This is a genomic window from Micromonospora cabrerizensis (assembly GCF_022230955.1).
GTDB lineage: Bacteria > Actinomycetota > Actinomycetes > Mycobacteriales > Micromonosporaceae > Micromonospora > Micromonospora cabrerizensis.
In genome coordinates, this window is record NZ_JAKKFI010000051.1 from 48064 (window position 1) to 64809 (window position 16746).

A 16746-nucleotide genomic window follows, 5' to 3' on the forward strand; every position below is an offset into this window, starting at 1 on the left:
CGCAAAAAGGAAATCGGCAGCGATCAGTTGACAGCGGATTCGAGTCCGTCTATTTTGATCATGGATGTCGGCGACGGTGAATGCCTGAGTCGCTCCCATGCCTCGGATGATCACCATCATCCAGGTGCTGCATTCGCTGGTGAGTGCGGCTATTGAACCACGGCGTAGTTCCGGCGGGCTTTCTCGCCTGGAGCATGGCCGACCGTCGACCGTCCTGCTGGGGCGGTCGGCGATCAACGGGGGAGGGGTACAACTATGGATGTGTCTGCGGATTTCTTCCGATGCGGGCAGCCGCGAGTTCGGCCGATGGGCTGACCTGGTTCCGGTGATTCTCCGTCGAGGGTGACAGTTCACCCCGTCTTCGGCTCTTCTCGGCCCGACCCGCATGACCTGGCCTGGATCGTCCGGGCCTCATCATGCGCCTGTCGCCGCCGGCATTTCAGCGAGCCCTTTTGGCGGCTCACCCTGCTTGCGACCCATGGAAGGCCTGTGTGGCAATGTCTGATTTCACTCCTTCCTCGAAAGCCTGGATCGATCCTGCTGGCTCATTCGGTGCATTCGCGGAACGACGTGACGGCCTGATCAACATCGACAAGTACGAGGCTCGGAAGTTGGGCGCCGACGAGCCGTATCTGGTTCCGTCTCTGCCGGTCGAAGTGCACTGTCACGGGCTGGGAACCGTCGACTTCTCCAATTTCGCCGAGATCGATCTGTATGCCGTCGATCGGCACGCCGCCTCGGAGGGTCTTCTCTGCATCCCGACGCTGTATCTGCGTCAGGAGCGACTCGACGGATTCGTCGCGTTCATGCGAGAGTTCGCGGCCCTGAAGGCGGACGGAAAACTCCCGTTCGTGCCGGCCATCGCGCTGGAAGGCCCGCTCGTCGCCAGCTTCGGCGGCACGCCGGCCTCGTCGGTCTGGGCTCCCTCCAAGGAGGAATGGGAGAAGCTCGCCGGCTGCGGCCCGCTCGGTCTGGTCTACATCATGCTGTCGCCCGACGCCCTGCAGTCCAGCTCGTATCTGGCAGCCCAGTTCACTCCGGAGCACCCGTCCCTCGAGTGGATCGTGACCCGGCTCGTCGAGAGTGGCGTGCGTCCCGCGCTCGGTCACTTCGCCAAGGAGAATCCGCAGCTGGGCGCCGACTGTATCGAGGAGGTCCTCGCCGCGGCCGCGGCGGCCGACTGCCCGCACTCGGGGGTCCGGGTCGTCACCGACCACCTCTTCAACGAGATGCCGCTCCTGATCAAGCATGCCTTCCGGACCTCCAGGGCCCGGGCGAACCGGGACCAGCTTCTGGCCGCATACGACCTCCCGTCGTGGAACCTGGCCGATCTGCACGAGCAGGTCGGGCCCGTGCCGGCGGCAATCATGCGGGGCGCCCACCAGGGGCGCATCGCGGCCTGCCTGAACTTCGACGGCGAGCACGTCGACTTCGCGATCGCCAAACGTGCCATCGAGATTGTCGGCCCGTCGAACATGATGCTCATGACCGACCGCAGTGACGTCGCGCGTCTGGCGGGCCAGGATCTACACCAGGAGCCCGGCAGCGACCTGTGGTACCAGGAGCAGGGCGTCGTCGCGGCCGGCACCCAGCCCATCGATCAGCAGATCGAGAACGTGCGCGCGCTCGGAATCCCCGAGGCCGACATCTGGCACCTCGTGTCGTTCACCGCCTATCGCACCTTCTTCCCCGAGCTCGACCTAAACGCCGGGCCGTTCGACAAGGGCTGTTTCGTGGACGCGAAGCGGCAGCGGTTCGCGCTCATCTAGAGCCGCGCGGCGCCGTGGATTGGGGGCAGGGATGAACGAAGTGACCATGGATACCGGCGGGAACGCGACATCGCGAATGCACGACATCCCGGCAGACCTGCTGGCAGCTCTGACGCGTTCGCCGGTCAAGGCTCGGTTGTTCGGGGCCGACAACTATTTCCGGGAGGCGACCTGGACCTTCGGGGACCACATCCAGGACGTCCTCGGCATCGCCTTGTGCGTGCTCAAGCCGGACGCCGCCGTGGGCCGGCGGTACGGCGTCGCGCTTCAGGCCCTCCGGGAACACGGCTTCACCCCCGTGGACGTCCTTCGGGTACGGCACAACCGGCTGACGATCCGCGAGACCTGGCGATTCCAGCTGAACTTTGCCGACCGGCACCGGATCGCCACGATGGACCTGTACCTGCAGTCCCTCGACTGTGTGCTGCTGGTTCTTCGAGACGAACGTCACCGGCCCGGCGGTGTGCCCGGAGCCGTACGGCTGGCCTCTCTCAAGGGCCCGGCCACCGCTCGACTCCGCCGGCCCGAGCACCTGCGGGAACGTCTCGGTGCCATCAACGGCCTGTTCAACTTCATCCACACCACCGACGAACCGCTGGACGTGCTGCGGGACCTGAGCGTGCTGTTGCCGCCGGAAGACCGGGAACGCGTTCTCCGGCGGGTGTGCGCGCGTCACGACGCGGGCCCCGAGTGCGAGGAGACCTTCGCCGCGATCGAGGCCGTCACCGAACCGCACGACCTGGACATCGGCAACAGCTGGAAGCGGCTGTCCGAATCCGACGCCCCGGTCGGTGACCTGGCACGCAGGCAGCGCACAGGCGAGCGGATCAGCGCGGTGGACCTGCTCGCCGCCGCTCACCATCCGGACGCGCGGCGGGCGGAATTCTGGGACCTGCTCACGGTGCTGACCGACACCGTGCGTTTCAACGTTCCGGATATCGAACGGATCTATCCGAACGTCCTGCTCGAAGCTTGGCAGGAGGCGTCGTGAGCACTCATGTCTGCGTCTGTAACCGCGTCACCGAGGACGAGATCGTCGGCTGGATTCAGCGCGGCGTCGTCACGATCGAGGGCCTCGGCGAGTACTGCGACGCCGGCACCGGCTGCAGCGACTGCCACGACTCGCTCGAAGAGCTGATCGAGGACTTTCAGACCGACGAGGCGGCCTCGCGGCCCGCGCCGGAGGCACCGGTTGGCTCCCGCTGACGGCGTGCTGCGGCAGTTCTGGCGAGAGGCTGTCCAGCAGACAGACGGAATTCCCCTGGACGCGTCATGCGTCGCGGTAGCGAGCCCGTTGGCGCACCACGCCGTCTACGACATCTCGTTCGCGGGCGCTCACGGCCACCGCATCAGTGGCTGGTTCGTCGTGCCCACAGGTCAGGCCGAGCCTCTGCCGTGCGTGGTGCAGTTCCTCGGCTACGGCGAGGGGCGGGGACATCCGGTGGACCGCCTGTTCTGGCCCGCGTTGGGCTACGCCACGCTCGTGGTCGACACCCGGGGTCAGGGCGGGTCCTCGGGGCGGGCGGGTGCCACCCCCGATCCGGTCGGACTCGTTCATCCCCAGATGCCGGGGTTCACCACGCGCGGCATCCTCGAACCGGCGACCTACTACTACCGCGACGCCTACCTGGATGCCTACCGGGCGGTGGCGTGGGCAGCCGGGCAGCCGCAGGTCGATCCGACCCGCATCAGCACGGCCGGGTGCAGCCAAGGTGGCCAGTTGGCACTGGCCGCGGCGGTGCTGAGCCCCGGTGTCGCCGCGGCTCTCATCGAATCGCCCTTCCTCTCCGACGTCGGGGATCTGAACCGGCTACCGGACCGCCAGCCGTACCGCGAGATGCTTCGCTTCGCCGGAAGTTATCCGGACCTGCTGCCCAGGGCCTCAAACACACTCGGATTCTTCGATGTCACCACGTTGGCGGCGTACGGCAGGTGCCCGGCCCTCTTCTCCGTCGCCGGACGGGACGAACGCTGTGCGCCGGAAACCGGCCGGGCGGCTCACGCTGCCTACACCGCGGACAAACGCCTGCACGTCTGGCCGCTCGCCGAGCACGCCGCCCCGAACACTCCGCTGCGGCTGGCCGAGGCCGACTTCCTTGCGGAGGTTCTCTCCGAGCGGCGCGACAGTGCCGGCCCTCCGATTCTCGCGCAGGAAGGACATGTTCGATGACGGCGCTTCGTCAGGAGGGGTCACCGGTGGACCGGCTCAGTGAGATTCCGCGCGATGTCCGCCACGCGGTGACCTGGTCCAGCGAGAAGGCCGATCTCTACGCGGTCGACCACTACTTCCGCGAGGCCTACTGGGCTTTCGGGGACATCGTCGCCGAGATGCGAAGCATCTCTCTGTGCATGCTCAAGGCGGAGGCAACCGCCGGTCGCCGGCTGGTTCCCGCGCTGCGCGCCCTCGAGCAGGCGGGATTCCGCCCGGTCGATGCCATTCGCTTCCGACACGACCGGATGACCATCCGGGAGGTGTGGCGCTACCAGTTCAACATCGCCACCCGGCATCGGGTCGAGGCGATGGACGCCATCCTGCCCAGCATCGACACGGTCGCTCTCGTCCTGCGCGACGAGCGCTGGACGCCCGGGGCGGTGCCGGCGGCGGTTCGGCTCAACGCCCTCAAAGGACCCGCCGATCCCGCCCTACGCCAACCCACCCACCTGCGTCACCAGCTCGGTGTCGTGCAGGGCCTGTTCAACTTCACCCACATCTCCGACGAACTCGCCGACGTCATGCGTGAGTTGGCCGTGATCAGTGACGAGGCGCGTCGCACGCAGACCCGGGAACGGATCCTGGCGAACCACGACGCGCGTGCGGAGGTGCTGGAGATCTTCGCCGATCTCGAGGCGCGGCACCCCCCGCACGACTTCGACATCGAGCGCAGCTGGACGAGGCTGGCGGCGGGGGAGGGGCCGACGGCCGAGGCTGCCCAGCGTCGGGCGCGAGGCGACACGCCGTCGCTGGACGAGCTGCTGGCACTCACTCGTGCGGTGCCCGTCGAGGCGCCCGGGAGGTGGGATCTGCTCACGGTGGTCACGCACCTGCTCGGTGACATGAACATCCCCGGGGTGACGCCCACGGTGCCGAACGTCACCGAGGAGTGGCGTCGCAGAGCAACAGGTTCAGCCGCATCATGAGCGCGATCCTCTCCACCCTCAATCTCGGCGTCGAGCGACGCGGCGCCTGGACCGGCGTCGGCCGTAGCGGCATCGACAAGCGGCCCGTGCCGCATCGGGTCATGGCCCGGACCCACGGTCTGGAGGGCGACCTCGTCGCGAACCTCGCGGTGCACGGTGGTCCGAACAAGGCCGTCTACGCATTCGCCCGGGAGGACGCGGTCTTCTGGGAGAAAGAGCTGCAACGCCCGATTCCGCCGGGCAACTTCGGAGAGAACTTCAGCACCGAGGGCCTGGACATCACCAACGCCGAGGTGGGTGAGCAGTGGGCCATCGGCGAAGCGGTGTTCGAAGTCATTCGCGCACGCAAACCCTGTCAGGTCTTCGCCGGCTTCTGGGATGTTCCGGACCTGGTGAAGCGCTTCATCGCGAACGGTGCGCCGGGCGCCTACCTGCGTGTTCTCCGAGAGGGAACGGTCGGTGCCGGGGATCCGATCGACATCGTCAAGAAGCCGGGACACGGCGTGACCATCAACATCATGTTGCGGGCGCTGACGTCGGAAAGGCACCTGCTCCCGCTGTTCCTCAACGCTCCGGAAATGCTTCCCAAACACCACGAGAAGGCCCGCCACTGGTTGGCCGCACAGAAGAAGGAGATAGGCGCATGACACAGACGACCGGTGCTCCACTGATCGACCCCGCCCGCCTGGCCGCACTGGACTGGACGGACATGCCGAAGCTGCTCGGTCCGATGGAGGAGCTTCTGGATGACCTGGCCAGCTCCCCGACCTGGCTCAACGATGCCTTCGACCACGTGCTGCGCACTCCGGAACTGCTCAACCAGTGTGAGCGGCTGCAGGAACTCGACCGGGTGGTGCTGGTCAGCGACAAGAACAGCGACGTTCGCGTACGTCTGCACCTCTTCACCGGCAGCGACTTCGACCGGCCGCACAACCACCGGTGGAGCTTCGGTAGCCGCCTGTTGCACGGTAGCTACCACCACTACCTGTTCGGTGACTACGAGGAGCTCACCCCCGAGACGCGGATCGGCACGCCGGCCCTCGTGCGCGAGGAGAAGGCCGGCTCCGGCTACCTCATCCGCCACACCATGGTGCACACGGTCGCCTCGCCTCCGGGCACGACGTCGCTCATCGTCCGTGGCCCTGCCGCGAAGGACCGCTTCCTGGTCATGAACCGGAATACCGGCGAGGCCTGGTGGCAGTACGGGCAGAAGGCGGAGAAGCCGGAGGACCAGGCGAAACGGCGTCTCGGCGCGGAACGGGTCGAGGAGATCCGGCAACTCCTGATCAGCCAGGACGTCATCAAGTGACCCAGGCCACGCTTCAGGAGCCGGTGGACCTCCTGATCTTCGACTGCGACGGCGTCCTGGTCGACAGTGAGCCCATCGCTGTTCGCACACACGTCGCGATCGGCGCGGAGATGGGCTGGCCGCTCACCGCCGACGAGGTCGTCCAGCTCTTCATCGGCCGTTCGACCACCTCCATCAATGCTCAGATCGCCGAGCGGCTGGGCGAGGCGGTCGCGCTCGACTGGGACGAGCGTTTCCGGGTGGGACACGCCGAGTCCGTCGATGCGGACCTGTCCATCGTGGACGGCATCGACGAGGCGCTCGACGCCCTGGAGGCGATGGGACTGGGGGCCGACCGTCGTTGCATCGCGTCCAGCGGGAGCCAGGAGAAGATGCGCCACACCCTCGGCCGCACCGGGCTCTACCCGAGGTTCCAGGGCAGGATCTTCAGCGCGCACGAGGTCCGGCAGGGCAAGCCCGCGCCCGACCTCTTCCTGTATGCCGCGCGCAGCCTCGGCGTGGAGCCGCGGCGATGTGTCGTCATCGAGGACAGCCGTTACGGGGTGCAGGCGGCCGCCGCGGCCGGGATGCGCTGCTTCGGCTACGCGGGTGGCCTGACCCCGGCGGACTGGCTCGAGCAGCCGGGCACGACGGTGTTCACCGACATGCGTGATCTGCCCCGTCTGGTCACGGCGTCCGCAGGGCGGGAGAGCGTGCATGGCTCTCGAAATTGAGCGCAAGTTCCTCATCGACGACTTCGTCGCGCCGGCGGGCTGCGCTCGCATCGAACTCGAACAGGGCTACCTCGCGGCGGGTGCCAACGGCATCGAGGTCCGGTTGCGCCGCAGCGGATCGGAGCTTCTGCTGGGTGTGAAGCGCAAGGTCGGAGCGATGTCCCGCGTGGAGGTCGAACTTCCGATCAGCGAGGAGGAGTTCGGTGACCTGTGGCCGGCAACCGCGGGCACGCGGCTCTGCAAGACCCGTCATGTCGTCAGCCGCGACGGCGCGGTGTTCTACATCGACCAGTACCGCGGTGAGCTGGCGGGACTCCTGACCGCGGAGATCGAGTTCGGATCCGAGTCGGAGGCGGAGGATTTTCGGCCACCGTCCTGGCTCGGGCCGGAGATCACGGGCGCGGAGGCGTACAAGAACCGCACGCTCGCTCACGCCGGTCTGCCGCAGAGCGAGCCATCCGGTTGTCGTTCAGGCGCATGAGGTCGTGGGACGCCTCGGAGGGTAGGTCGATCGGCCACATCGGGGCCGAGAGCCCGGGGCCCCACCTGCGCGCTGTCCGACCTGACTCATGGGAACCGACAAGGGGGCTGGAATGACCGAAGAGCCTGATCGCCGAGCGACCCGGCGTACACCGGCTCGCCTCGTCTCCGAGTGGGCAAGGTCCTCGCCCTCATCGCTCGCTGTCGTCTGCGGTGGACGCAGCATGACCTATCGGCAGCTCGACGAAGCGTCGGACGACCTCGCCGCCCGGCTCGCGGCCGCCGGCTCGGGCCCGGAGCGGCTGATCGCGGTCGCGTTGCCGCGCACCGTCGAACTGGTCGTCACCCTGCTGGCCATCGGCAAGACCGGCGCCGCGTACCTGCCGCTGGACCCGGCGCACCCCAGCGCTCGCAACCGGCGCATCGTGGAGGCCGCGCGGCCGTCGCTGCTGGTGACCGACAGCGGCACCGAAACCACGATCACGTTCGCCGATCAGGCGCGACGCGTCCTGATCGACGTGCCTGGCGAAGACCAGGATCTGGTACGGCAGCCGCCGCGGCCGGACGTGTCCGCAGCGCACGCCTTCTACGTTCTCTACACCTCGGGATCCACCGGAGTGCCCAAGGGGGTGGTCAACACCCTCGGCAATCTGATGAACCTCCTCGACGACTTCGTGGCACGGCTCGCCCTGACCACCGGCGACCGCTTCCTGGCCGTCACCACCATCGGCTTCGACATCGCAGGTCTCGAACTGTTCGCCCCGCTGATGAGTGGCGCGCGACTGGTGCTGGCCACGCAGGAGGAACAGGGCGATCCGATCGCGCTGGCGTCGCTTCTCACGCGGGACATCACGGTCGCCCAGGCGACGCCGGCCATGTGGCAGAGCCTTCTCGACGCGGCGGAACCGGATCTCAGCGGCATCCGGGTTCTCGTCGGTGGCGAATCTCTGCCGCCGCTGCTGGCGCGCCGGCTACGAGCTGCCGCGGCGGAGGCGACGAACGTCTACGGACCGACGGAGACGACGATCTGGTCGACCGCCCGCAAGCTGGACGACGCGCTCGAACTGCACGACGTAACGGTGCCGATCGGCACCCCGATCCGGCAGACCGGAATCCGCGTGCTCGACGAGAAGCTCACCCCGGTCGCCGTCGGCGTCGTCGGTGAGCTCTACATCAGCGGTACCGGCGTCGCTCGTGGCTACCTTGGGCAACCCGCTCTGAGCGCCCAGCGTTTCGTGGCGGATCCGAACGGCGCGCCGGGCACCCGGATGTACCGGACGGGCGACCTCGTGCGGCAGCGTCCGGACGGGGATCTCGAGTTCGTGGGCCGGGCCGACACACAGGTCAAGATCCGCGGCTTCCGGGTGGAGTTGGGTGAGGTCGAGGCCGCCGCGACGGTTGTACCGGGCGTCACCCGCGCGGTGGCCCTGCTTCGCGAGGATCGCCCCGGCGACCGGCGCATCGTGTTGTACCTGGTCGGCGCTGTCGGAGACCTGCCCGAGCCGGCGGAGGCCCGCGCACTGCTCGCCAAGGCGCTGCCCGACTACATGGTTCCGTGGACGGTCGTCAACCTCGACCGGCTGCCGTTGACGCCCAACGGCAAGACCGATCGCGCCGCCCTGCCGGCGCCCGCGCTGCCGGTGAGTGCGGACGGCTCGTTTCGCAGTGCCACCGAACGCCGGCTGGCCGCACTGATCGCCGCGGTGCTCGGGCTCGACACGGTCGGTGCCTCCGACGATTTCCTCGAACTGGGTGGGGACTCGCTGCTGGCCGCGGGGCTGATCGGCCTGGTACGCCGGGAGATGGGCTCCGTGCTGTCCATGCGGCAGGTCTTCACTCGCAGGACAGTGCGGGAGCTCGCCGAAGTGCTCGCCGACGGTGAGGTATCGGCGGCGGCGCCGGCGGGGATCCCTGTCCTCCCGTCACGTCCGCAGCGCATCCCGCTGTCGTTCGCCCAGCAACGGCTCTGGTTCCTCAGTCGGATGGAAGCAGGTAGCGATTCCTACGTCCTTCCGCTGACGCTGTGGGTTCGAGGTCCGCTGGACACCGCAGCCGCGGTGGCGGCATGGGACGACGTGCGGGCCCGGCACGAGACCCTGCGCACCGTATTCTCCGACACCGACGACGGAGCACCCGTGCAACGCGTGCTCACACCGCAGGAGTGCACCGCAGAGCCGGAGGTGCTGCGATGTGCCACTCGGCAGGAGATGACCGTCCGTCGCGATGACCTGCTCCACCGCGGATTCGATCTGTCCAGCGAGCCACCGGCCCGGGCCTATGTGCTGTCGACACCTGCGGACGAGCATGCCGTGCTCTTCGTCTTCCACCATGTGGCCTGCGACGGCTGGTCGATCGCGCCGTTCGTCTCCGACTACCTCGCGGCCTACGCCGCACGGCGGGCCGGTCATGCGTCCGCGCTGCGACCCCTGCCCCTTCAGTACGCGGACTTCGCCGTCTGGCAACGCGAGCAGCTCGGTGATGCCACCGACCCGTCCGGCACAACTGCTCGGGACCTCGGCTACTGGCGCGCGGCGTTGAGCGGCCTCCCTGATCAGATCGCGCTCCCGTACGACCGGCAACGTCCCGGGCGATCGTCGCACCGCAGCGGCACCGTCGACCTGAGGGTGGACGCGGGCTTGCACGAGCAGTTGACGCGTCTGGCGCGCGACGGCGGGGCGACGCTGTTCATGGTGTTCCACGCGGCGCTGGCCGTGGTCCTGTCACGGATGGGTGCGGGAACGGACATCCCGATCGGAAGCCCTGTGTCGGGTCGCAGCGACAGCGATCTCGACCCGCTGGTGGGATTCTTCGTCAACACGCTCGTCCTGCGTACCGACCTGACGGGCGATCCGTCCTTCACCGAGCTGCTGGCTCGGGTCCGCGACGCCGACCTTGCGGCCTTCGACCACGACCAGCTGCCGTTCGAAGTGCTGGTGGAGGTGTTGAACCCGGTCCGGACTCCGTCCAGGCACCCGTTGTTCCAGGTGCTTCTGGCAGCGCAGAATCCCCGCCATCCCGCGCTCAGCCTCGAGGATCTGACCGTCGAGGTGGATGAGTCGGGTGCGAAGGCGGCCACCTTCGATCTCCTGGTGAACTTCACCCCGGCGACCAGGGAGGACGGCGCTCCGAGCGGCGTCGATCTCTCGATCGACTACGCCGTGGACCTCTTCGATCATTCCACCGTCACTCGGCTCGCCGGGTACCTGCTGCGGATCCTCCAGGCCGCCGTGGGCGATCCGGGCACCCCAGTGCACGCCCTTCCCATGCTGTCCGCCACCGAGCGCCGGCAGGTCCTGGAGGACTGGAACTCCACACGGCGAACGGTGGACGGCATGTTGCTGCCCGAGATGCTGCAACGGCAGGCGGCCCGCTCACCCGGTGCCGTCGCCGTGCGTTTCGAGGAGAGCTCGCTGACCTACGCGCAGCTCGACGAGCGGTCGAACCGGCTCGCCCGGCTGATCATCGGCCATGGCATCGGTCCCGAGGCGGTGGTGGCCGTGGCGGTTCCCCGGTCGATCGAGCAGGTCATCGCGGTGCTCGCCGTCGTCAAGGCCGGTGCGGCGTATCTGCCTGTCGATACGGGCTACCCGGCGGATCGCATCTCCTACATGCTGGGTGACGCCACGCCGGCCTGTGTGCTGACCGTCGGCGGTGCTCCGATCGGCGACGTCGGCTCACTCACGATCGATGTTCGCAGCCCGCAGATCCGTGCCCGGCTCGATGCCCTCTCCGGCGCGGACATCGCCGGCGACGAGCGGGTGAGCCCGCTGCGGCCGTCGCATCCGGTCTACGTCATCTACACCTCGGGCTCGACCGGCTGGCCCAAGGGAGTCGTGATGCACCACGCGGCCCTGGTCAATCTGCTGGCGTGGCACACGGGATTCGTGCCCGGTGGTGGTGTGGGGACGGTGGTCGCCCAGTTCGCCTCGCTGAGCTTCGACGTCGCGGCTCAGGAGATCTTCTCTGCGCTGACCAGCGGTAAGACCCTCGGCGTGCCGCCGGATGACATCCGTAGGGATCCCGACGAGCTGACCCGCTGGCTCGACCGCTGCGCCGTTGAGGAGCTGTACGCGCCGATGTCGGTGGTGGAGAGCGTCGCAGCCGCTGCCCAGCGGCTGGGGACGCGACTGGATGCTCTGCGTCACCTGGCTCAGGCCGGCGAAGCGCTGGACCTCTCGTCATCGGTCCGTGCTCTCTACGAGGGCCGGCCTGATCGCTGTCTCTACAACTACTACGGTCCCACCGAGACCCACGCCGTCACCGGGTGCGCCGTCCAGGCCGGGACCATCAGCACCGGTCGTACCGCGTCGATCGGCCCGCCCATCCTGAACGTGCGGACCTACGTGCTGGACCACCGGTTGCAGCCGGTCCCGGTCGGTGTGCCGGGTGAGCTCTACCTCGCCGGAGCGCAGGTCGCGCGCGGGTACCTCCGCCGACCTGGGCTGACGGCACAGCGGTTCGTCGCGGATCCCCACGGAGCGCCCGGCACGCGCATGTACCGCACGGGCGACCTGGTCCGCTGGCGTCCGGACGGCAGTCTGGACTTCCTCGGTCGTACCGATTTCCAGGTGAAGATCCGGGGCTTCCGGGTAGAGCTCGGGGAGATCGAAAGCGTTCTCACGGCCATGCCCGGGATCACCCAGGCCGTTGTTCTCGCCCGTGCCGAGCAGGCCGTTGGTCACCGTCTCGTGGCTTACGTGGTCGGCGAGAAGGGCCGGGCCCCCGACCTGGCGGAGATCCGGTCGCAGGCCGGCAGCAGGCTGCCGCAGTACATGGTGCCGTCGGTGGTGGTGCCACTCACCGAACTGCCGCTGACGCCCAACGGCAAGCTCGACCGTGGTGCGCTGCCCGCTCCTGACTACACGGAGGTGCTCTCCGGGGGGCGACCGGCGCGCACCGCGGAAGAGGCGACGCTGTGCCGACTCTTCGCCGAGACGCTCGGGGTCGAGACGGTGGGCGTCGACGACGACTTCTTCAGCCTCGGCGGCCACTCGCTCCTGGCGACGCGGTTGGTGAACCGGATCCGCACGGAGTTGCGCTGCGAGCTCGACATCCGCGATCTCTTCGACGGCCCGACCGTGGCCGCGATCTCCCGCTGCCTGCGCGGCAGGTCAGCCGCTCGCCCGACACTGCGGCGGATGCGTCCCGTCGCCTCGGGCGCACCGGACCGACTTCTGCTGACGAACGAATCCTAGGCTCGGAGGAACCATGACCACCAATCCGTTCGATGACGAGAGCGGCCACTTCTTCGTGCTGGTCAACGACGAGAAGCAGCATTCCCTGTGGCCGGTCTTCGCTGACGTGCCGAACGGCTGGCACGTTGTGTTCGGTGAATGTGACAGGGCTGCCGCCCTGGCCTATGTCGAGCAGCACTGGCCGGACATCCGCCCCCGGAGCCTGCGGGAGGCCATGGATTCCGAAGGTGTGCGCCATGCCTGAAACAGCGGGATCAAGACGCCGGGACGAGCGACCGCATGGTGCCTGACCACGTGCGTGCCGCGTCGATGGCCCGACCCTCTCCGGCGGCGCTCGTCGCCGATCACGGCAGCCGACCTCAGTTGGAAACGATGGGAGACAAGCCTTGCAAGACCTGGTGAAGGAGATTGTGAGAGGTTGCATGGACTCGTCGTCCCTCGACCTTCAGCCGGACACGGACCTGTGGTCCGCAGGCATCACGTCCATGCAGGTGGTGCGGGTCATGATCGCCATCGAGGAGGAGTTCGAGATCGAGCTTCCTGAGGAGGCGTTGACCCGCGAGACGTTCTCCTCGGTGCAGGCGATCACGCAGGCGGTGCGCGACCTGACCGGTGCGCCCTGTGTCACTGAGACTGCCGCCTGATGCCCGGCGTCCGTGACCTGCCGAGCACTTCCACGAGGAATGGCGGTGCGCATTCGCCTCGTGAAGCCTCCGCGATCCTCGCCGAGAACGCGGTCCGAGCAGATCGGCAGGCGAGCTTCCCGGCGGAGTCCGTCGCCGCGTTGCATCACGCCGGGCTGCTCAACGCGGCGTGCCCGACCGATTACCACGGTCTCGGCTGCACCCTCGAAGACCTGATCCAGATAGGGATCGAACTCGGACGCGGGTGCGGCTCCACGGCCATGATCTGGGCGATGCACCAGGTTCAGGTCGCGTGCCTCGTACGGCATGGGGGTGGAAAGGTTCTTGATCTTCTCCCCTCGATCGTGACGGGGGGAACGCTGGTCGCCTCGGTCACCTCGGAGCGGGGGATCGGCGGCAGCCTGCGGACGAGTTCGGCAGCGGTGGTGCCCGACGGTGACATGGTGCGGCTGGAGAAGCGCGCACCGACTGTCTCCTACGGTCAGCAGGCCGGGGCCTTCCTGATCACCGCTCGCCGGACGGCTGACGCACCGGCGACCGACCAGGTCGCGGTGTACGCGGAGGCGGACCAGACGTCGCTCACACCGGCCGGGCCAGAGTGGAATCCCATGGGTATGCGGGGCACGTGCAGCCCGGGGTTCGACGTGGTGGCCACCGTGCCGGCGACGCACGTCCTGCCCGTCGGGTTCGGCGAGATCGCCGAGGCCACGATGGTTCCGCTGTCGCACCTCCTGTGGACCGCCTGCTGGATGGGCATCGCCACCGATGCCTTCCGCCGGGCCCAGTCCGTGGTGCGCCAACGAACGCGGTCCGACGGGAACCACGTGGAGCCGAGGCTGGCCGCCGCCGGTGCCGCGCTCGCGCAGACCCGGGCCCTGCTGACCGAGGCGGCCCGCCGTTACCAGCCCATCTGGACGGACCCCGCCGCGCTGGGGGCACACGGCGGTCCCACGCTCACGTTGTTGCTCAACGACCTGAAGGTGCTGGGTTCCACGTCGACGGTCGATGTCGCCAGGTCCGCGCTGGAGATCTGCGGCATGGCGGGTTACTCCGAGGACGGGCCGGTCTCGGTGGCGCGGCATCTGCGCGATCTCTACTCGGCCCGTCTCATGATCGGTAATGAACGGCTGCTCAGCACCAACGCGCGACTGAGCCTCATGAAGAAGGTGTGACATAGACACCCTGGACAACACCGACGTGCTCGCCGCGTCGCTCATTCCCACCGAGGTTCCCGGCGTCGGCGTGCTGAACTCCGCGTTCGAGGCGGTTGTCGACGGGTTGCGCTCGTCCATTCTCGGCTTCGCCGAGCCGGAGGACACGCAGGCGTTCCATGTACCACCCGTCATCTCGCGGGCGCTTCTGGAACGCCTCGGCTACGTGGACGCGTTCCCGAACCTGCTCGGGACGTTGCACACCTTCGTCGGAGACAACCGGCGGTGGCGTGCGGTCCAGGCCGCCCGGCTGGCGGACGGCGCTCCCTGGCACAGCGAACAGACGATCAGCGACGTCGTGGCGTTGCCGGCGACCTGCTATCACCTGTATCCGCTGGTGGCGCACCAGACGCTGGCGCAGCCGGTGACGATGACCGCCGAGGCGTCGTGCTACCGGCACGAGGGCAGCAGCGAGCTGGGCAGGTTGCGCAGCTTCCGGATGCGCGAGGTCGTGCGGATCGGCGGCCCCGACGACGTGCCCGCATGGCGGGACGAGTGGCTGACGCGGGCCCGCACCTGGTTCGACGGGCTCGGCCTGAAGACGTCCGTGGAGGTCGCGACGGACCCGTTCTTCGGCGACGCCGCCCGGATGATGGCGCCACCCCAGCGGCAGGAAGAGCTCAAGTGGGAGCTGCGGGCAGATCTCGGCACCGGCCAGGCGCAGGCGATAGCGAGCGCGAACTACCACAAGGATCACTTCGGTGGGCTGTTCGACATTCGGACGGGCGGGGACGTCGCGCACACCGCGTGCGCGGCGTTCGGACTGGAGCGGATCGTGCTGGCCCTGATCGCGGCGCACGGAGAATCACCGGAGCGATGGCCAGCGTCCGTGCGCGGCGCCCTGGGGTTGGGCGGGACCGGCAGGTGACGCGCTCTCCGCACCACGTGCCCGCATGTCCACTCGCCGCTCGGGTCACGCCGCCCAGCCAGGAACAGGGGGTCAGATCATGACCGACGAACGTACGTCGAGCCCGCTGACCTTCGGGCAGCTGTCGGTATGGCGGGTCATGGAGACGTATCCGCTGGAGCGTTTCTCGGAGACGTACCTGCGCGAACATGTTCCGGTCCCGCCCGGCACCACCGTCGACGAGGCGGTCCGGGCGGTCAGCACCCTGTGCCGCAGACACGAGTCGCTGCGAACGCTGTTCGTGGACTCTCCGCTGGGGCCTCGCCAACACGTCGTGCCGGCCCAGGAGACGGTGACCGTCGAGGTGGTCGAGCACGACGACGCCGCCGTGGTCGCGGGGCAGTTGGCCAGGGACCGGATCGTCCGGGACAAGGAGTTCGGCCGCCGGTTCGCCGTGGTCACCCGTGACGGGCTTCCGCACGCGGTCGTCATCGTCGTGGACCACATCGTCTCCGACGGTTACGGCGTGATCCGCCTGATGGCGGAGCTGTCGGCGCTGCTGGGCTCGCCGAACGAGGCGGGTCGGCAGTGGCTGGCCGAGACGGCGCCCGCACCGAGGGACCTCGCCGCGGAGCAGTGGTCCGAGGCCAATCGATCGCGCCGCAACGCGGTGGTGCGTCACTGGCAGAAGCTCCTGGACACGCTGCCGGAAAAGCACTTCCCGGTCCCGCTGTCCGACGGAGACATCCCGGGTCGGATCGAGGCCGTCCTGTATTCGACGCGGGCACGCGCGGCGCTGGAACTCCTTGCCGCCCGCACCAACGCCTCGCCGCACACCCTTCTGCTGTCGCTGACCGCGGTGGCCTGCGGCGTGGTCACCGGCGCCACCCGGCCGGTGCTGACCCTGCAGTCCGGCAACCGCTTCGACCCGCGGTGGAACGCCATCGTCAGTTCCATGAACCAGTACGTGCCGCTGCCGGTCGATCTCGGGACGCCTGCGGCCACGTACACCGAGTTCCTGTCCCGTCTGGGAGCGTCGGGTCTCAAGGCCTACCGGATGGGCATGTACGACTTCGACGCCATCACCGACCTGGTGCGCCAGGACCGGAAGATCGAGCTCGGCTTCGACCACTTCTTCAACTTCCTGCCGACCGACGTCGTGGCCCGGCCCTCCGCCCGCCTGGACGGCCATCCGCCGCCCCACGTGGAGGAGACCACGCCACGCCGCCAGATCGGACCCCGCTTCGACCTCAAGGTCCGCTTCGGCCCCGAGATGCCCATCGTGATCCGCGCCGATCCTCGGTTGTTGCCGGCCTCGGAGCTGCGGTCGCTGGCCGGGTGGTTCGACGACCAGCTGTGCCGGCTGGCCGACGGATCGGACACCACCGTGCGGCAGGTGGCCGATCGCTGCGCACTCGCCATCCAGAGATGAAGAGTTCA

16 protein-coding genes and 1 pseudogene are annotated in these 16746 nt (G+C 68.4%); all 17 read left to right on the top strand.

Going from position 1 to position 16746, the window contains the following annotated elements:
• Positions 1–106: 106 nt before the first annotated feature.
• The 17 genes and pseudogenes from LADH09A_RS09490 to LADH09A_RS09565 all read left to right on the top strand — a co-directional run bounded on the left by LADH09A_RS09490 (position 107) and on the right by LADH09A_RS09565 (position 16738).
• On the top strand, positions 107–346 hold the full coding sequence (locus LADH09A_RS09490) for a hypothetical protein (protein ID WP_238644505.1): 240 nt from the start codon (positions 107–109) through the stop codon (positions 344–346).
• 151 nt (positions 347–497) lie between these two features.
• On the top strand, positions 498–1769 hold the full coding sequence (locus tag LADH09A_RS09495; protein WP_238644506.1) for a hypothetical protein: 1272 nt from the start codon (positions 498–500) through the stop codon (positions 1767–1769).
• Between the two features lie 19 nt (positions 1770–1788).
• A complete protein-coding gene (locus LADH09A_RS09500) occupies positions 1789–2760 on the top strand; it encodes a nucleoside-diphosphate kinase (RefSeq protein ID WP_238644507.1) in 972 nt (323 codons plus the stop codon).
• A complete protein-coding gene (locus LADH09A_RS09505; RefSeq protein ID WP_238644508.1) occupies positions 2757–2975 on the top strand; it encodes a (2Fe-2S)-binding protein in 219 nt (72 codons plus the stop codon). The genes LADH09A_RS09500 and LADH09A_RS09505 overlap by 4 nt, the downstream gene beginning before the upstream one ends.
• Positions 2962–3939, top strand: a complete 978-nt coding sequence (locus LADH09A_RS09510) for an acetylxylan esterase (RefSeq protein ID WP_238644509.1) — start codon at positions 2962–2964, stop codon at positions 3937–3939. Before LADH09A_RS09505 ends, LADH09A_RS09510 begins: the two co-directional genes overlap by 14 nt.
• The gene (locus LADH09A_RS09515; protein ID WP_238644510.1) at positions 3936–4907 is read left to right on the top strand and encodes a nucleoside-diphosphate kinase; all 972 of its coding nucleotides are present in this window, start codon (positions 3936–3938) and stop codon (positions 4905–4907) included. Before LADH09A_RS09510 ends, LADH09A_RS09515 begins: the two co-directional genes overlap by 4 nt.
• Positions 4904–5554, top strand: coding sequence for an MOSC domain-containing protein (locus tag LADH09A_RS09520; RefSeq protein ID WP_238644511.1), 651 nt, complete (start codon positions 4904–4906; stop codon positions 5552–5554). Before LADH09A_RS09515 ends, LADH09A_RS09520 begins: the two co-directional genes overlap by 4 nt.
• Complete coding sequence (locus LADH09A_RS09525; protein ID WP_238644512.1) at positions 5551–6216, top strand: hypothetical protein; 666 nt, start codon at positions 5551–5553, stop codon at positions 6214–6216. The genes LADH09A_RS09520 and LADH09A_RS09525 overlap by 4 nt, the downstream gene beginning before the upstream one ends.
• Positions 6213–6929 carry an HAD family hydrolase gene (locus tag LADH09A_RS09530; RefSeq protein WP_238644513.1) on the top strand — a complete coding sequence of 239 codons (717 nt, stop codon included), beginning with the start codon at positions 6213–6215 and terminating at the stop codon, positions 6927–6929. The genes LADH09A_RS09525 and LADH09A_RS09530 overlap by 4 nt, the downstream gene beginning before the upstream one ends.
• On the top strand, positions 6913–7410 hold the full coding sequence (locus tag LADH09A_RS09535; RefSeq protein WP_238644514.1) for a CYTH domain-containing protein: 498 nt from the start codon (positions 6913–6915) through the stop codon (positions 7408–7410). The genes LADH09A_RS09530 and LADH09A_RS09535 overlap by 17 nt, the downstream gene beginning before the upstream one ends.
• Before the next feature lie 112 nt (positions 7411–7522).
• Complete coding sequence (locus LADH09A_RS09540) at positions 7523–12604, top strand: non-ribosomal peptide synthetase (protein ID WP_274529282.1); 5082 nt, start codon at positions 7523–7525, stop codon at positions 12602–12604.
• 13 nt (positions 12605–12617) lie between these two features.
• A complete protein-coding gene (locus LADH09A_RS09545; protein WP_238644516.1) occupies positions 12618–12848 on the top strand; it encodes an MbtH family protein in 231 nt (76 codons plus the stop codon).
• Between the two features lie 154 nt (positions 12849–13002).
• Positions 13003–13248 (top strand): phosphopantetheine-binding protein, encoded by a 246-nt coding sequence (locus LADH09A_RS09550; RefSeq protein WP_504854033.1) that lies wholly within the window; start codon positions 13003–13005, stop codon positions 13246–13248.
• Positions 13248–13547: pseudogene (locus LADH09A_RS32060) on the top strand (acyl-CoA dehydrogenase family protein); the annotation flags it as partial. The gene LADH09A_RS09550 and the pseudogene LADH09A_RS32060, both read left to right, overlap by 1 nt.
• Before the next feature lie 45 nt (positions 13548–13592).
• Complete coding sequence (locus tag LADH09A_RS31870; protein ID WP_238644518.1) at positions 13593–14420, top strand: acyl-CoA dehydrogenase family protein; 828 nt, start codon at positions 13593–13595, stop codon at positions 14418–14420.
• Positions 14421–14445: 25 nt separating this feature from the next.
• Complete coding sequence (locus LADH09A_RS09560) at positions 14446–15327, top strand: aminoacyl--tRNA ligase-related protein (RefSeq protein WP_238644519.1); 882 nt, start codon at positions 14446–14448, stop codon at positions 15325–15327.
• A gap of 79 nt (positions 15328–15406) precedes the next feature.
• Positions 15407–16738, top strand: coding sequence for a condensation domain-containing protein (locus LADH09A_RS09565; RefSeq protein ID WP_238644520.1), 1332 nt, complete (start codon positions 15407–15409; stop codon positions 16736–16738).
• Positions 16739–16746 lie beyond the last annotated feature (8 nt).